A 15,339-nucleotide genomic window follows, 5' to 3' on the forward strand; every position below is an offset into this window, starting at 1 on the left:
GCAAAGCACTTATTCCCCCTAATATATGAGAGAAATACCTGAAGCATATGTCAGAGATTAGTTTGGATGATCTTCCGCTCCGCCCGGAATTACGTGGAAAATCAGCGTACGGAGCTCCGCAATTGGAGGTAGAGGTTCGGCTTAACACCAACGAAAACCCCTACCCTCCTTCTGATGCCTTGATCGAAGAACTGGCGCATGCAATTGCTGAACAAACGCGGTCACTTAATAGATATCCTGAGCGTGATTCTCTGGATCTTAGGGCTGCGCTGGCTCAGTACGTTACTGACCGCACAGGAACCGAGCTCTCTTACAGAAATGTGTGGGCAGCGAATGGTTCAAATGAAGTATTGCAGCAGCTTCTGCAGGCTTTCGGAGGACCAGGGCGCACAGCATTAGGTTTCCAACCGAGCTATTCTATGCACCCCCTCCTGGCAGAGGGGACGCATACTGCTTTTGTTTCATGCCCTCGTGGAGCGGATTTTCGCATTGATATGGATGCCGCGCTTCGGGCTATCGAGGAGCACTCGCCTGAAATCATTTTTATAACTACGCCCAATAACCCTACGGGTGACGTCACCTCACTTGAGGATATTCGCAGCATCGCAGATGCAGCGCCCGGGATTGTCATCGTGGACGAGGCATATGCAGAATTCTCGGATGCTCCTAGCGCTACCACTTTGATTGCGGAATACCCGGATACCATCGTGGTTTCTCGAACGATGAGTAAGGCTTTTGATTTTGCGGGTGGAAGACTCGGTTATTTTGTCGCTTCACCTGCGTTCATAGAAGCTGTTATGTTGGTGTGCTTGCCTTATCACTTGTCGTCTCTTTCCCAGGCCGCGGCATTAGTGGCATTAAGACACAGTAAAGACACTCTTGCAACGGTGGACATATTGGTGCGAGAACGGGAGCGCGTACAAGATGCTTTGACCGCTTGTGGCTTTAACGTGGTACCGAGTCAAGCTAATTTTCTGTTCTTTGGCTCTTTTAAAGACCAGCACGCCGCGTGGCAGGAATTCTTAGACCATAATGTTCTCATTCGAGATGTGGGCGTACCTGGCTATCTTCGCGTTACCATCGGGCTTCCCTCGGAAAACGATTCTTTCATCCAAGCGGCGCGCCAAGTCGCTCATACCAACGGAATTATTCCCAAGGAGTAGCCAACAGGAAAACGTTTGGCTCAGTATATTCCCAATACAATAGGTATAAGACTAAAAGATTTAGTGCACATAGGGATGATTTTCCTTGCATTGATAACGGATAAAGGATATTGAGATGGCTGCAGCCTCCAGAATTGGAACGGTGACTCGTACCACTAGTGAATCAAACATCACAGTCACCATTGACCTTGACGGTAGCGGGCACGTTGATGTGAATACCGGGGTGCCTTTTTTGGACCATATGCTTACAGCATTCGGTGTACATGGTGCCTTTGACTTAACTGTTTCCGCTACAGGAGACACTCACATAGATGCTCATCACACAGTCGAAGACACTGCGATCGTATTGGGGCAAGCCCTACGTGCAGCTGTGGGCGATAAACGAGGGATTCGTCGTTTTGGATCTTTCCAACTTCCTATGGACGAGACTCTGTGCGAGGCAGTAGTAGATTTCTCGGGGCGCCCTTATTTTGTCATGAATGGCGAGCCTGATTATATGGCGCACTTTGTTGTTGGCGGTCACTATCCCACTGTTATCAACCGGCACTTTTTTGAGTCTCTAGCACTTAATGCCGCCATTACTCTGCACGTGAATTGCCGATATGGCCGTGATCCTCATCATATAACGGAGGCTGAGTTTAAGGCCGTGGCCAGGGCAATCCGCCATGCTACTGAGCCAGATCCCCGGTTACAGGGTATTCCATCTACTAAAGGGGCGTTGTAGCAGTGAAGCATCCAGAAACGTATCTTGCTGCGGCCACTACAGGAGACTATCTGGTGTCCTACGTACTGTTTTTGGTTGCTGGATTATTGGTCGGTGGTGTGTGGTCTGCTTTTAAAGCGAAAAACACTCTTTTAGCTGTGGCCTTGGGGGCTTGTGCGTTGGCCGCGATAGCCGGCGGAATCGCGTGGGCTGTGAGCTTGTATTGACTCAACTAAGCACAAAGAGCGTACATAGAAGAGGGACAGAGCTCTAGGTAGCGGTCGGGTTCTTCACTGTCTACTCGTTTGCATTAAAACTAAGAAATACGAAGTGTTTCCATACGAGAAACAACTACGTATCGATCAGTTTAATAGGAGGGATCAAGAATAGTAGGAGATAAAAAAGCGCAAATAAGTGATGGGGGAAATGCCGTAACGGTACAACAACTACCGACACTAGATCGTGAAGTTGACCAGCCGATCCTTAAAATCACAGGTTTCCTACCCACAATTATCGCTGTGGCCGCAGCTTTTGCTGCCTTTTCGCTCATGCTTCCGGTGATCCCATTGGCGGTTATCGCAGGTGGGGGATCGGATGCGTTAGCAGGTGCCACCACAGCTGTATTTATGGCGGTTACCGTGTTAACTCAACTGTGTACAAACGCAGCATTAATGCGTTTCGGGTATCGCAAAGTGATGGTGGTTGCTGCGTTGCTTTTGGGTATCCCCGCCCTTTGGTACGTCGTAGCAATGGATCCTGTCTCAGTACTTGTGGTTGCTGGCATACGCGGCGTGGGGTTTGGGGCTTTATGCGTTGCAGAATATGCATTGGTGGGCCAACTAGTGCCGCCGGGAAAACTTGGTAAAGCTTCTGGAATTCTCGGGTTGTTTGTTGGCGGTGCCCAGATGGTATGTCTTCCGTTGGGGCTATTGCTTGTCGACGCCGGCATCGGCTTCAACACAGTATTCATTGTAGGCGGATTCGCTGCCCTTATTGCGGGCGTGATGGCCTTTGCTATCCCCAATGTAGACCCTGGACAACCTGCTGAAACCGAAGTGTGGACTGAAGAGGATGATGCCCGAGAGCTGGTCAAAAACCGTCGCAACAAAGTGATAAGCGTGGCTCGGGAACAAGCGATCAAAGTGGCCAAGCATACAGTGCCTGCGCGGGCCCGCCGGCAGATTCGTCAGCGCATTCATCGCAGACCGCGAACCAAAGGCTTAATAGTCACTGTGGTGCCTGCGGTGGCATTGGCTAGTGTTTCTATGGGCTACGGAGCAGTATCTAGCTTTCTTCCAGCATCGGTGAGAGAAACGGATCCAGTTCTTGGCGCAACCATCGCAGGAGTCATGCTATCTGTTGTCGGTGGTGCACAGATGATTTTTCGTTATATATCAGGGGCGCTTGCCGATAAGCTACAGCGTCCTGGTACCACGATGATTCCTGGTCTGTTTTTATCTTCTATGGGATTAATCGGCATCGTAATAGTACTTATACAGGGCTGGTCTGCGTTATGGCTGATTTTTACCGCCTTATTGTTTGGCGCGGGTTTTGGGCTGGTGCAAAATGAGGCGCTTTTGGAAATGTTTCTCCGGGTTCCTCGCGGAAAATTAGCTCAAGCTTCAACCGTCTGGAATGCCTCGTTTGATACTGGCACTGGTATCGGGGCAATCATCTTGGGGATCGTGGCCACAACACATGGTTACAGTGCGGCCTTTGCTGGTGGTTCTGTTTTGGTGAGCATCGGGTTGGCCACTGAGATAGGGGATCGAATCCTCCGAAAGAGGGGTAAGCGTCGAGCACTTGCATAGATGGCTGCTTAGGTCACATTAGTATGGTGAACCATGAAGAAAGTGGCGCTGCTTGACTATGGTTCAGGGAATCTTCGCTCAGCTCAACGGGCGCTTGAACGCGTAGGTGCGGAAGTAACCGTAACTAGTGATCCAGAGATAGTCCTTAATGCTGATGGGCTTTTAGTACCAGGAGTAGGGGCCTTTGCCGCTTGTATGAAAGGTCTGCGAGAAATCCAGGGAGACCGGATGATCGGACAACGGCTAGCCGGTGGGCGTCCAGTCATGGGAATCTGCGTGGGAATGCAGATCATGTTTGAGCAAGGTATTGAGCATGGCATACAGGCGCAAGGCTGCGGGGAGTGGCCAGGGACTGTGGAAAAACTTCAGGCGAAAGTACTGCCGCATATGGGATGGAATACCGTAGATATGGAAAAAGAAAGCGAACTTTTTTCCGGGTTGGACAACTCAACGCGTTTTTATTTTGTGCATTCCTATGGAGTGAGAAACTGGGAGTTTGAGGGGGATGGCTTAACACAGGCGCCACTAGTTACGTGGGCGAGTCATGACGCAGACCGCTTTGTAGCAGCCGTAGAAAATGGCCCGCTATGGGCCACGCAGTTTCACCCGGAGAAGTCTGGCGATGCCGGTGCTCATTTGTTAGAGAACTGGTTGAGAACTCTCTGATTTCTTCGGGGGCAATCATGTTTTGAATTGACGTTGGTGGGAATCGTATTTTCATGGCTAAACTTGGCGTTTATGACTTTCACACTTCTTCCTGCAGTCGACGTTGTAAACGGGCAAGCTGTCCGCTTGGATCAAGGTGAGGCAGGAACAGAAAAGTCATATGGCTCGCCTGTTCAATCAGCCCTCAAATGGCAAGAGCAAGGTGCACAATGGCTTCATTTTGTGGACCTTGATGCGGCATTCAACCGGGGAACAAATCATGACTTGATGGCTGAAGTGGTGGGAACACTAGATATCAAGGTGGAGCTGACTGGTGGAATCCGTGATGATGACTCATTAAAAAGAGCACTAAATACTGGCGCTGCTCGGGTGAACATTGGAACAGCTGCCCTGGAAAATCCAGAATGGATCGGAAAAGTCCTCGGGGAATACGGTGACAGAATCGCCGTCGATATCGCAGTGCGTAACATCGATGGAGAATGGCGGACGCGCGGCAACGGCTGGGTATCGGACGGCGGAGATTTGTGGGAAGTGCTTGAGCGCCTTGATGCACAAGGTTGCTCGCGGTTTGTAGTAACAGACGTTTTCAAAGACGGAACTCTAGCTGGCCCTAATATTGAATTGTTGCGTGATGTTTCCGCAGCTACAGAGGGGAAAATCGTTGCTTCTGGCGGAATCTCTACTATCGCAGATCTTCTGGATCTTGCACAGTACGAGGACGAAGGAATTGACTCAGCGATTATTGGAAAAGCTCTCTATGAGGGGCGTTTTACTCTGAGCGAGGCACTGGCTGCTGTATGAGCGATGTGCGCGAGCTGTATCACATTGCCGAGGCAATTCTTGATGATGCAGAAAGAATGTTTATCCATGGCCTAGGTGCGGACCCTGCTTTAATAAAAGAGCGAGGGGACTTTGCCACTGAATATGACATTCGAATTGAACAGCATCTACGCCGGACACTAACCCAAATGACCGGAATCCAGGTTTATGGAGAAGAATGTGGTGGCAACCAGGGGACACCCATGTGGGTTGTCGATCCCATTGATGGCACCGCTAATTATGCTGCAGGAAATCCGATGTGTTCGATTCTTATTAGCCTCGTCGTGGACTTCCAGCCTGTCCTTGGACTGACTAGCGTTCCCGCAACCGGACAACGCTTTGGCGCGTTTGAAGGCTCACCTTTGTACATGAATGGTCGGCCGCAACGCCCTCTAGAAGATGCACCACGCGTAGCTGCGCATCTGGGTTTTTCTTCTATATCTTCGCCTGTGCAATCGAGTTTCCCCACGGAGGTGCGCCAGGGATTGCTAGGAGTGCTGGCCGAAACATATTTACGCCCGCGTATTACCGGCTCTGTAGGTATCGACCTAGCTTATTCCGCTGCAGGGATTTTCGATGCTTCCTTGTCCCTTAGCCCCAACATATGGGATAACGCGGCTGGCGTAATGCTGGTTCGTGCAGCCGGAGGGAAAGTAACGGATCTTGATGGTGGGGAGTGGACTCCAGCCTCACAAGGGGTAGTCGCAGGCTCTGCTCGCTCCCATGCTTTGTTGCTACGAGCCATTGATCAGTTTCGTTAAAAAGTTGGCTCAGTAGTCTGCTTAGCCTAGATCGCACGCCAGATGGGGGATGCGAGCAGTCGGTTATAGAAAAAGTGGGAGAGAAGTGCGATAGTCTCCATGAAATACACACGTGGTCTACATCCGCAAAAGGAGTCACTAATGCCGGTAGCAGTGCGAGTTATCCCTTGTTTAGACGTTGACAATGGGCGTGTGGTCAAGGGCGTGAATTTTGCCGGATTGAAAGACGCAGGAGACCCAGTCGAGCTTGCTGCGCGGTATGATGCAGAAGGCGCTGATGAGCTCACCTTCCTGGATGTTTCGGCGTCCAAAGATGGACGAGGAACCATGCTTGACGTGGTCAGAAAAACTGCGGATCAAGTTTTTATCCCGCTTACAGTGGGCGGAGGTGTCCGAAGCGCGGAGGACGTGGATCAACTCTTAAGGGCAGGGGCGGACAAAGTAAGCATCAACACATCTGCCATTGCACGTCTCGAACTGATTCGTGAGCTCTCCCAGCGATTCGGTGCACAATGCATTGTGCTTAGCGTAGATGCACGCCGTATTCCTAAAGGCGGAACCCCACAGCCCTCTGGTTTTGAGGTGACAACCCATGGTGGCAGTAAATCCGCTGGTATTGATGCTGTGCAGTGGGCTCGTCAAGGACAAGAGTTGGGCGCGGGAGAAATACTTTTAAATTCGATGGATGGCGATGGCACAAAACAAGGCTTTGATATTGAGCTTTTGACTCTTGTTCGCTCCACGGTGAGTATTCCCGTGATCGCTTCTGGTGGCGCTGGGGCAGCCGAACATTTTCCACCGGCTGTCGCTGCAGGGGCAGACGCAGTATTGGCGGCCTCTATTTTTCATTTCGGTGAAGTGACAATCCCTGAAGTAAAAGCAGCGATTGCTAGGGATGGTTTTCAAGTTCGCGAATGCTCTATCCCGAACAAATAGCGACATTATTCCTTATTTTGTGGTTGAAAAATTTTTCAACATTAAAACGCAAAAGACTGACAATGAGGGCTACCTAAGATGAATACCGCAGATCCAAGTACTTTTGAGCTTGAAGCGTCCATACTTCAACGCGTGAAATTTAATGATGCCGGGCTCATACCGGCAGTTGTCCAGGCGACAACTGGCGAGGTTTTAATGATGGCGTGGATGGATTCACATGCGCTGGCATATACGCTTGCCACACGTCGAGGAACATATTTTTCCAGGTCCCGTCAAGAGTATTGGATCAAGGGACTTACCTCAGGTAACACCCAGAAAGTAAAAGAGCTTAGGCTTGATTGTGATGGAGACACTATTCTCATGACGGTAGAACAACATGGTGGTGCGTGTCATACAGGAGACCGAACCTGTTTTGATGCAGACAAGCTGCTATAGGTTTATGCGCGCTATAACTTGCTAAGACGACATCCCACTTTCAAAGAGAGGTTGAACCACCATGGCGATTAAGCCCATGCAATCGAGTGCCCTTATTGGGATTGGAGCACTAGCGGTCTGGGGTGCGTCACGCATGGCATGGTTGGGCGTAGAAGCATACGACGATAAATCCGGCAGCAAATCCCTCAATATTAATGGTGCTATGTGGAGTACCGAGGCAACCGCCGTAGCTCTTGTCCTCTTGGCTGCATGTGTAGCAAGCTTTGCTTTGCGACGCTCTGGGCGCCGCTTAGTAGGGATAATCTCAGGGCTTGCAGCGGCTGGAGGAGCGTGGTCCCCGATTCAGCTTATGACAACGGATCCAGATCGGGAACGAGTGTTGAAACTATTGACCTCAGAATCGGCATCGGGACATCAAAAAGATGGGGCTGCGCTTACCGGATGGTCAGAGATTATGCAGGTTACAACGCATGCTCCTGCTGCTGCTTTAGCAATCATTGGGTGCGCAATCGCATTGTTTGGGGGATTGGTGCTTGCTATGAATCCGGGAAAGGACTCTGCGAGAAAAAATCGGTACGAGCGAAAACAAGAGCGCTCACAGAAGATACATAAAGATCTAAAGGACGCTCCTGATTCGGGCAGAGTCTTATGGGATGCTATTGACGCTGATATAGATCCCACCGTGGATAGAGGTCGTGGATAGGATTATTTGGTTCTAGGGAAATATGCTCAATGGTTAATAGCTCCAAGAAACAGGCAATTTTCACAAGTGGAGGTTGTTCCAGTAGCCTAAAAAACGATCATTCTAAAGATAATGGGACGGGTTATGCCATCAGTCTTCGAAGAGATTATTGCGGGCGTCATTGAAGATGTAGCTGCGCGAGAATCAGTGGTGTCGTTTAAAGAGATCAAAGCCCGTTCGCGTGCTTGCGAGCCGCCTCGGGATGCAATAGCGGCGCTTCTTAATAGTGGTTGTGGCGTGATCGCTGAGATTAAACGTGCTGCCCCAGATAAAGGCGTTTTAGCAGAGATCAATTCTCCTGTTGGCTTAGCAAAAGAACTTGTCGCCGGGGGCGCTAGTTTGATTGCGTGTCAGACGGAACGGCGAAGGTTCCACGGTTCATTATCTGAGATGGCTGAGATTCGTAATGTGATATCGGTGCCAATAATGTGCCGAGACTTCATCGTGGATCCCTATCAAATTCATGAGGCGCGCTGTTATGGAGCGGACATGGTGCCCTTGCGCGTAGCTGCTTTAGACCAAGCCAGGATGATTGCGCTTATAGATAGAATCGAGTCCCTGGGAATGGCAGCGCTGGTAGAAGTCCGGGATACTGAGGAAGCATCGCGTGCGGTGGCAGCGGGTGCGAAGATCATAGGGGTAAACGCCCGGGATTTCTCAACGATGACGCTCAACCGCCTGGCCTTCGCAGAAATTGCTCCTGGACTTCCCACAGATGTTATTAGAGTTGCATTGTCCGGTGTGCGCAATGCTCGTGAACTCCTGGATTACGCTGCCTCTGGTGCGGACGCGGTGGTTGTGGGAGAAAAAATTGTTACTGCTGCGGATCCGTGCGAAGCGACGCGTTCGTTGGTGGCAGCAGGCCAACATCCATCGTGTCCATCGCGAGGATAAGAATGACGCAAACGGCTACATTTGCCTTACATAGTTGGGTTATAGAGCGGAATACGGCAGACTAAGGAAGTTCCGTTAATAATGACGACTGGAGTTTATTCAAGGTGACAGTGAGTAATTTGGCGTACCTGCCATCCCCGCCTCAGGGCGTATGGATGCTAGCCGGGATACCTATTCGTGCGTATGCACTGTGCATCATTACTGGGTTCATTATTGCTGTGTGGATAGGCTCCAAGAGATACGTTAAACGCGGGGGCAACTCAGACGTGGTGGTTGATGCCGCGATCGTAGCGATGATCTCTGGTGTGATCGGTGGACGCCTCTACCATGTGATAACGGATCACCAGAAGTATTTTTGTGATGATTGCAATCCGATTGATGTATTCAAGATTACTAACGGTGGTCTCGGTATTTGGGGCGCGGTCTTCCTAGGGACAGTCTGTGTCTATTTTTATCTAAGAGCAAAGCATGTTTCTTTTGCGCCTTTTGCTGACGCGATGGCTCCCGGCATTGTTTTAGCACAGGGGATCGGCAGACTGGGCAACTGGTTTAATCAAGAGCTGTATGGGGCGGAAACATCTGTGCCATGGGCACTAGAAATTTATTATCGAGTGGACGCCGACGGAAAATTTGCTCCTCTTACCGGACACTCGAACGGCGAAGTTATCGCAACTGTTCATCCGACATTTCTTTATGAATTGATATGGAATGTTCTGGTCTTCTTGTTCTTGCTATGGGCAGATAAGAAGTTCTCCCTCAACCGTGGTCGGATATTTGCCTTGTATGTTGCAGGCTATACCTTAGGCCGATTCTTCATTGAAACCATGCGTGTGGATGAAGCAACGCATCTTTTCGGCCTACGCATCAATATCATTGTTTCTGCTGTGGTCTTTGCTCTCTCAGTTATCGTTTTTATTGTGTTGTCGCGGAAAGAACGAAGCACAGGGGAAGAAAACGCCAAAGTAGCTGTTGAATCGCAGGATTCTAGTAAATTACAAAGTTCCTAACCGAGTAGTTTTTTCGAGGAGCAGCCGACGTATCCGGCTGCTCTTTTTATGTTTGCTGCTTGTTAGTTCTCTTTGTGATGGAAATCGCGAAAAATTTTCAGCTTGACCTAAACTGCCCGAATAAGCCCGATAATGTCTGTTTTCTATGTTTTTAGTGGAGAAGAGACCAGGTGCGATGAAAAAATTGTGGGGTACGGAGACAGAAGCCGCTAGCAGGATGCACTATTCGGGATTAGGGTTTAAGTTATGGAACGTCGCACAAAAATTGTTTGTACTCTTGGCCCAGCAGTGGCCAGTGAAGATGGAATCCTGCGCTTAGTTCAGGATGGCATGAACGTCGCCCGAATGAACATGTCACATGGTGATCATTCGGACCACGAGAAAAACTATAAGTGGGTACGGGAAGCAACCGATAAAACAGGTAAAGCAGTCGGTATTCTCGCTGACCTTCAGGGGCCGAAGATTCGCCTCGGGCGGTTTGTCGAGGGTGCAACTGTGTGGGCAAATGGAGAGATTGTTCGCATTACGGTTGAAGACGTTGAAGGAACCCATGATCGTGTTTCTACGACGTATAAGAATCTAGCCAAAGACGCTAAGCCCGGCGATCGTTTGCTTGTCGACGATGGCAAGGTAGCACTGCGCTGCGTAGGCGTTGAAGGCAACGATGTTGTTTGCGAAGTTATTGAAGGCGGCCCTGTCTCCAATAACAAGGGAGTTTCTCTTCCCGGAATGGATATTTCGGTTCCGGCGCTATCGGAGAAAGATATTGATGATCTGCGCTTTGCCATCAACCTTGGCGTTGACATCATCGCTTTGTCTTTTGTTCGCTCGCCAGCGGATGTTGAGCTCGTCCATGCGATTATGGATGAAGAGGGACGTCGATGCCCCGTTATCGCCAAGTTGGAAAAGCCTGAGGCGATGGATGCCCTGGAATCGATCGTCTTGGCATTTGACGGCATTATGATTGCGCGTGGCGATCTTGGTGTGGAGTGTCCGCTTGAGCAGGTACCGCTCTTCCAAAAGCGTGCAATTCAGATTGCTCGCGAGAATGCAAAGCCAGTCATCGTGGCTACGCAGATGCTTGATTCCATGATCGAAAATATGCGTCCGACTCGCGCCGAGGCTTCAGACGTGGCTAATGCCGTCCTTGACGGAGCCGATGCCGTGATGCTCTCCGGTGAAACCTCTGTGGGAATCGATCCTCATAATGTTGTTCGTACGATGTCTCGTATCGTTTCTTATGCTGAAACTGATGGAAAAGTGCCTGATTTAGCGCATATCCCTCGTACTAAGCGTGGAGTGATGTCTTATTCCGCACGAGACATTGCTGAGCGTCTTAATGCTAAGGCTCTGGTTGCTTTCACCTCCTCGGGAGACACCGCTAAGCGTGTTGCTCGTTTGCACTCGCGGCTTCCGTTACTGGTCTTTACACCAAACCAGGCAGTTCGTTCGCAGTTGGCTTTGACCTGGGGAGTAGAGACATTTTTGACCCCCGAGGTTAAAGATACTGATGACATGATGAAGCAGATTGATGACCAGCTCTTGGGTATGGAGGCTTATCATCGTGATGACATGATTGTGCTTGTCGCCGGTACCCCTCCGGGAATTTCCGGTAATACCAACATGATTCATGTGCACTTGTTGGGCGAGAAAACGCATGTATAAGCATTAACGCGTGCAAAAAGGGAAGGGATCCGTAAAAGATCCCTTCCCTTTTTTAAATGGTTACCTAGGAGAGCTCAGCAGCGCCGAAGGAAACATTGAAAGCTTCGCACCATAGGGTTACGGACTTCCAATCAGAGAAGTTGATGTTGTCCGGGAGGTTGTATACCTGGTTACCCTGGTTACCCTTGATAGGAGCAACGTCAAAGTGCTCGTGGTCCTTGGCTACAAACCAGCCGTCCTGGCCCTCAATAACAGGGCCCTTGCTCAGCCATACGTGAACATCTGGACCGTTGGAGGTGGAGAGGTTGCTAAGTACGAGCTTCTTTTTACCATCGGAGTCTACGATCAGATCAACCTTGCCGCTTGTCTTGTGCTCGTGGGAGATGAAAGTACCCTGGCGGTGCTGCGCGGCGTTTTCTGCCATCATCTTATCCGTACGCTCCATGGCATCACCAGAAGATGGAGTGGTCTGGGTAGAGCTCTGGGAAGAGATCGCAGTAGGAAGCTGGTCTTCGACCTTCTTGTCAATGAAGAGCAACCACGGTTTGAAAACAAAAAGTGCTACAGCGATGATCACAACGAGCACTGCGGCGATGATAGAAATCTTTTTCCGGCTCATCTGGAATCGTTTTGCGGTCATGAATCAATCTTTCTCTGCGAGGTCGTGGCTGTCGCTCTGAAGTGGTTGACAGCGGGTCTTTATTCGGTATTACGGAATGTTAAGCCTCCACGGATTGGAGTGTGATGCAAAACATAAAATTTCCGTTCGTGAATGTCAGTTCCTGAGAAAGATGGTGCGCTTTTCTGATAAGAAACTGAATGGCTCACGAGATTTAAAAACTATCGTGACTCATGCAGAAAATCAAATCAACCTATAAATCCACGTAAAATGCCAGGAGCTGACCATGGAACGCCGTCAATTCTCACTCACATTCCTCATTCGTCCGCAAGAATTCTAAGAGATGCTAGAGAAACTAAAAATTTAGACCAACCCTAAAAGATAGAACCTTTTGACCTGCAAAAACACAAAACCCCAGCATGTAAGAGCTGGGGATCGTGGCTGTTTAGAAAAACAAATAATGGCTATGCGATAGCGGTTGGCTCGATGGTCCACACTTCTTTTGCGTAATCAGAAATGGTTCGGTCAGAGGAGAAACGCCCTGATTCGCAGATATTTATCCAGCATTTGCGCGCCCAGGCTAACTGATCAATGACATAATCCGCTGCCATGGCGTCACGAGTCTCGCGATACGCAGAGAAATCGCCTAGGACGTAGTAGATGTCGGGGGTTTCCCAGCCGTTGCCGTCGAGAAGCGATCCCCTGAGATCGTGGAACCAACCGGAATTATCGTCGTTGAGAGTGCCGTCGATAAGCGCATCCAGGGCGCGTTTTAGTCCCGGGACCATTTCATAGGTTCCCATAGGGTTATAGCGAGTTTTAAGCTCGGGGAGTTCCTCGTTCTTAGCGCCAAAGATGTAGGCGTTTTCCGCACCAACAGAGTCAAGGATTTCAACATTGGCGCCGTCAAGGGTACCGAGGGTAAGCGCACCATTCATCATGAATTTCATGTTTGATGTGCCCGAAGCCTCTTTACCTGCCATGGAGATTTGTTCCGATATGTCAGAAGCGGGGATGATGTGCTCGGCGGGGGAAACGTTGTAATTTTCCACAAAAACGACCTTGATGATTTTGGAGACTTCGGGGTCGTTGTTTACTAGGTCCGCAATGGTATTAATGAGCTTGATGATGGCTTTAGCCCGGATGTACCCTGGTGCGGCTTTTGCGCCAAAGATGAAGGTGCGCGGAGGAACATTGACCTCGCCGTCTTCTTTAATACGGAAGTAAAGGTCGATGATGTAAAGAGCATTGAGGAGCTGACGCTTGTACTCATGGAGTCGCTTGATTTGGGTGTCAAAGATGGATTCTGGGTCGATCTCGATGCCTTCGCGATCTTTGACCCATGCGGCGAAATCTTTTTTGTTCTCGGCCTTGATTTCCAAGAGCTCCTTCATAATTTCTTCATCATCGATATGAGCCCGGAGTTTTTTCAGCTCGGAAAGGTCGGTGACCCATGCGTCTGAACCAGATAGACGTGTAAGAAGCTCGGAAAGGCGTGGATTACACATCTTTAGCCAGCGGCGGGGAGTAACGCCATTGGTTTTATTATTGAATTTTTCTGGCCAAAGATCATGCCATTCTTTGAGAGTGTCTGCCTTGATTATCTCGGTGTGCAGCGCAGCCACGCCATTGATAGAAAACGCTGCGTAGCAGGCGATCCATGCCATGTGGACATTGCCGTCATGCACAGGGGAAAGGTAGTTGATTTGGGCTTGATCAAGCCCACGCTGCTGCATATCCTCGCGGAATCGACGGTCGATCTCCGCAGTGATTTCCCAGACGCGGTAGAACAGCTGCTGGAAGATGGAAACATTCCACTGCTCGAGAGCCTCTGCGAGAACCGTATGGTTAGTGTAAGCAAAAGTGCCTTGGACTACCTTCCATGCATCGTCCCACGAGAGGCCGTGTTCGTCGAGAAGCAAACGCATCAGCTCAGGAATGGCCAACACGGGGTGGGTATCGTTGAGCTGGATACTGTTGTACTTATGGAACTCGCGGACGTCATCACCATGATGCTGGATATAGTTATCAAGCATTTGCTGTAAGGACGCAGACACAAAGAAATACTGCTGACGCACGCGCAGAACTTTTCCGGCGTATGTTGTGTCATTGGGGTAAAGAACGCGGCAGATATCCATGACGCGCTCGCGCTCGACGATGGCATCAGTGAAGTGCTGGGAATTGAAAGCGTCATAGTCGAACTCTTCGAGAGGCTCAGATTTCCACAGCCGTAGAGTTCCCACATTGTCTGTTCCATAGCCCGTGATAGGCATGTCATAAGGAGTGGCCCGCACAACCATGTCGTCGAAAGTGACGATGCGTTGTTGGTCATCACGGCGAATTGTAAAAGGATATCCGTCTTCTCGCCACGCATCAGGGTGTTCAGTCTGGAACCCATTGTCAAAGGTCTGACGGAAAAGACCATAACGGTAGAGCAATCCGTAACCGGTAACCGGAAGATTCTGTGTGGCGCAGGAATCAAGGAAACAAGCAGCGAGGCGGCCTAGCCCACCGTTGCCCAGAGCCGCATCGTTTTCGGCTTCCAGCACATCAGATAGCTCGTGTCCCTGTAGCCGTACAGCTTCCTTTGTGTCTTCTTCAAGACCCAGGTTAGTGAGGTTGTTGAGCAAGGCTCGTCCCATGAGGAACTCTGCAGAAAAATAATGCTGTTGACGTGTAGCAGAATATGTTTCTACGGTTTTTGCCCAGTTATCGGCAAGCTGCTCCATAACGGAGTTAGACAGTCCGAACCAGAACTTCCTATCGGTTGCTGCCTGAGGAGAAGAGCCGGAAGCACTACGGACGTGTCCACCGATGTTGTCAGCAAAAGCTGAAATATTTTCAGTCTGCTCGAGTGGGTGGTGTTTGTTCATTAAAGAACTCCTGACCTTTTAAAAAAGATTGCTGCACATTTTCTTTGCGCGATTCACCCTCCATATCCTATATGTGGATAACAGAAGACGTAGCTATACGACGCCCTGAATAGACAGACGGTTCTAGAGAGCTGTTTCTTAGATCGCCCGGATACACGATGGGGATGGATGAGCACTACGCCAATGAGGTTTTATTAGCAGGTAGGACTCAACGCCTTACACCAGACAAGAAGAATTAAGAGGTA

Annotated in this window: 15 protein-coding genes; 13 read left to right on the forward strand and 2 right to left on the reverse strand. The window is 49.9% G+C overall.

Annotated features, from left to right (window positions below):
• Positions 1-47 precede the first annotated feature (47 nt).
• The 13 genes from CpATCC19410_RS06360 to pyk all read left to right on the forward strand — a co-directional run bounded on the left by CpATCC19410_RS06360 (position 48) and on the right by pyk (position 11,602).
• A complete protein-coding gene (locus CpATCC19410_RS06360; protein ID WP_013242219.1) occupies positions 48-1,163 on the forward strand; it encodes a histidinol-phosphate transaminase in 1,116 nt (371 codons plus the stop codon).
• Between the two features lie 115 nt (positions 1,164-1,278).
• On the forward strand, positions 1,279-1,887 hold the full coding sequence (gene hisB / locus CpATCC19410_RS06365; protein ID WP_013242218.1) for an imidazoleglycerol-phosphate dehydratase HisB: 609 nt from the start codon (positions 1,279-1,281) through the stop codon (positions 1,885-1,887).
• 2 nt (positions 1,888-1,889) lie between these two features.
• Positions 1,890-2,093: a CG2302 family histidine operon protein gene (locus CpATCC19410_RS06370; protein ID WP_013242217.1), complete on the forward strand. Its 204-nt coding sequence runs from the start codon at positions 1,890-1,892 to the stop codon at positions 2,091-2,093.
• Positions 2,094-2,345: 252 nt separating this feature from the next.
• On the forward strand, positions 2,346-3,677 hold the full coding sequence (locus CpATCC19410_RS06375; RefSeq protein WP_496350285.1) for an MFS transporter: 1,332 nt from the start codon (positions 2,346-2,348) through the stop codon (positions 3,675-3,677).
• Between the two features lie 33 nt (positions 3,678-3,710).
• The gene (hisH, locus tag CpATCC19410_RS06380; protein WP_014300792.1) at positions 3,711-4,343 is read left to right on the forward strand and encodes an imidazole glycerol phosphate synthase subunit HisH; all 633 of its coding nucleotides are present in this window, start codon (positions 3,711-3,713) and stop codon (positions 4,341-4,343) included.
• 72 nt (positions 4,344-4,415) lie between these two features.
• Positions 4,416-5,144, forward strand: coding sequence for a bifunctional 1-(5-phosphoribosyl)-5-((5-phosphoribosylamino)methylideneamino)imidazole-4-carboxamide isomerase/phosphoribosylanthranilate isomerase PriA (priA, locus tag CpATCC19410_RS06385; RefSeq protein WP_014300791.1), 729 nt, complete (start codon positions 4,416-4,418; stop codon positions 5,142-5,144).
• The gene (locus tag CpATCC19410_RS06390) at positions 5,141-5,923 is read left to right on the forward strand and encodes an inositol monophosphatase family protein (protein ID WP_013242213.1); all 783 of its coding nucleotides are present in this window, start codon (positions 5,141-5,143) and stop codon (positions 5,921-5,923) included. Before priA ends, CpATCC19410_RS06390 begins: the two co-directional genes overlap by 4 nt.
• Positions 5,924-6,064: 141 nt before the next feature.
• Positions 6,065-6,859 (forward strand): imidazole glycerol phosphate synthase subunit HisF, encoded by a 795-nt coding sequence (hisF, locus tag CpATCC19410_RS06395; RefSeq protein ID WP_014401262.1) that lies wholly within the window; start codon positions 6,065-6,067, stop codon positions 6,857-6,859.
• A gap of 78 nt (positions 6,860-6,937) precedes the next feature.
• Entirely contained in the window at positions 6,938-7,294 is a 357-nt protein-coding gene (gene hisI, locus CpATCC19410_RS06400) for a phosphoribosyl-AMP cyclohydrolase (protein ID WP_013242211.1), read from the forward strand.
• Positions 7,295-7,355: 61 nt separating this feature from the next.
• Entirely contained in the window at positions 7,356-7,997 is a 642-nt protein-coding gene (locus CpATCC19410_RS06405; RefSeq protein ID WP_013242210.1) for a TIGR02234 family membrane protein, read from the forward strand.
• A gap of 123 nt (positions 7,998-8,120) precedes the next feature.
• Positions 8,121-8,930, forward strand: a complete 810-nt coding sequence (gene trpC / locus CpATCC19410_RS06410; RefSeq protein ID WP_013242209.1) for an indole-3-glycerol phosphate synthase TrpC — start codon at positions 8,121-8,123, stop codon at positions 8,928-8,930.
• 155 nt (positions 8,931-9,085) lie between these two features.
• Entirely contained in the window at positions 9,086-9,937 is an 852-nt protein-coding gene (lgt, locus tag CpATCC19410_RS06415; RefSeq protein WP_013242208.1) for a prolipoprotein diacylglyceryl transferase, read from the forward strand.
• A gap of 246 nt (positions 9,938-10,183) precedes the next feature.
• Positions 10,184-11,602 (forward strand): pyruvate kinase, encoded by a 1,419-nt coding sequence (gene pyk / locus CpATCC19410_RS06420; protein ID WP_013242207.1) that lies wholly within the window; start codon positions 10,184-10,186, stop codon positions 11,600-11,602.
• Positions 11,603-11,666: 64 nt separating this feature from the next.
• Here the strand turns inward: pyk and CpATCC19410_RS06425 are convergent, their stop codons facing one another.
• Positions 11,667-12,242 carry a DM13 domain-containing protein gene (locus CpATCC19410_RS06425; RefSeq protein WP_013242206.1) on the reverse strand — a complete coding sequence of 192 codons (576 nt, stop codon included), beginning with the start codon at positions 12,240-12,242 and terminating at the stop codon, positions 11,667-11,669.
• A gap of 443 nt (positions 12,243-12,685) precedes the next feature.
• A complete protein-coding gene (locus CpATCC19410_RS06430) occupies positions 12,686-15,094 on the reverse strand; it encodes a glycogen/starch/alpha-glucan phosphorylase (protein WP_014522432.1) in 2,409 nt (802 codons plus the stop codon).
• Positions 15,095-15,339: the final 245 nt, after the last annotated feature.

It is taken from the genome of Corynebacterium pseudotuberculosis (genome assembly GCF_002155265.1).
GTDB lineage: Bacteria > Actinomycetota > Actinomycetes > Mycobacteriales > Mycobacteriaceae > Corynebacterium > Corynebacterium pseudotuberculosis.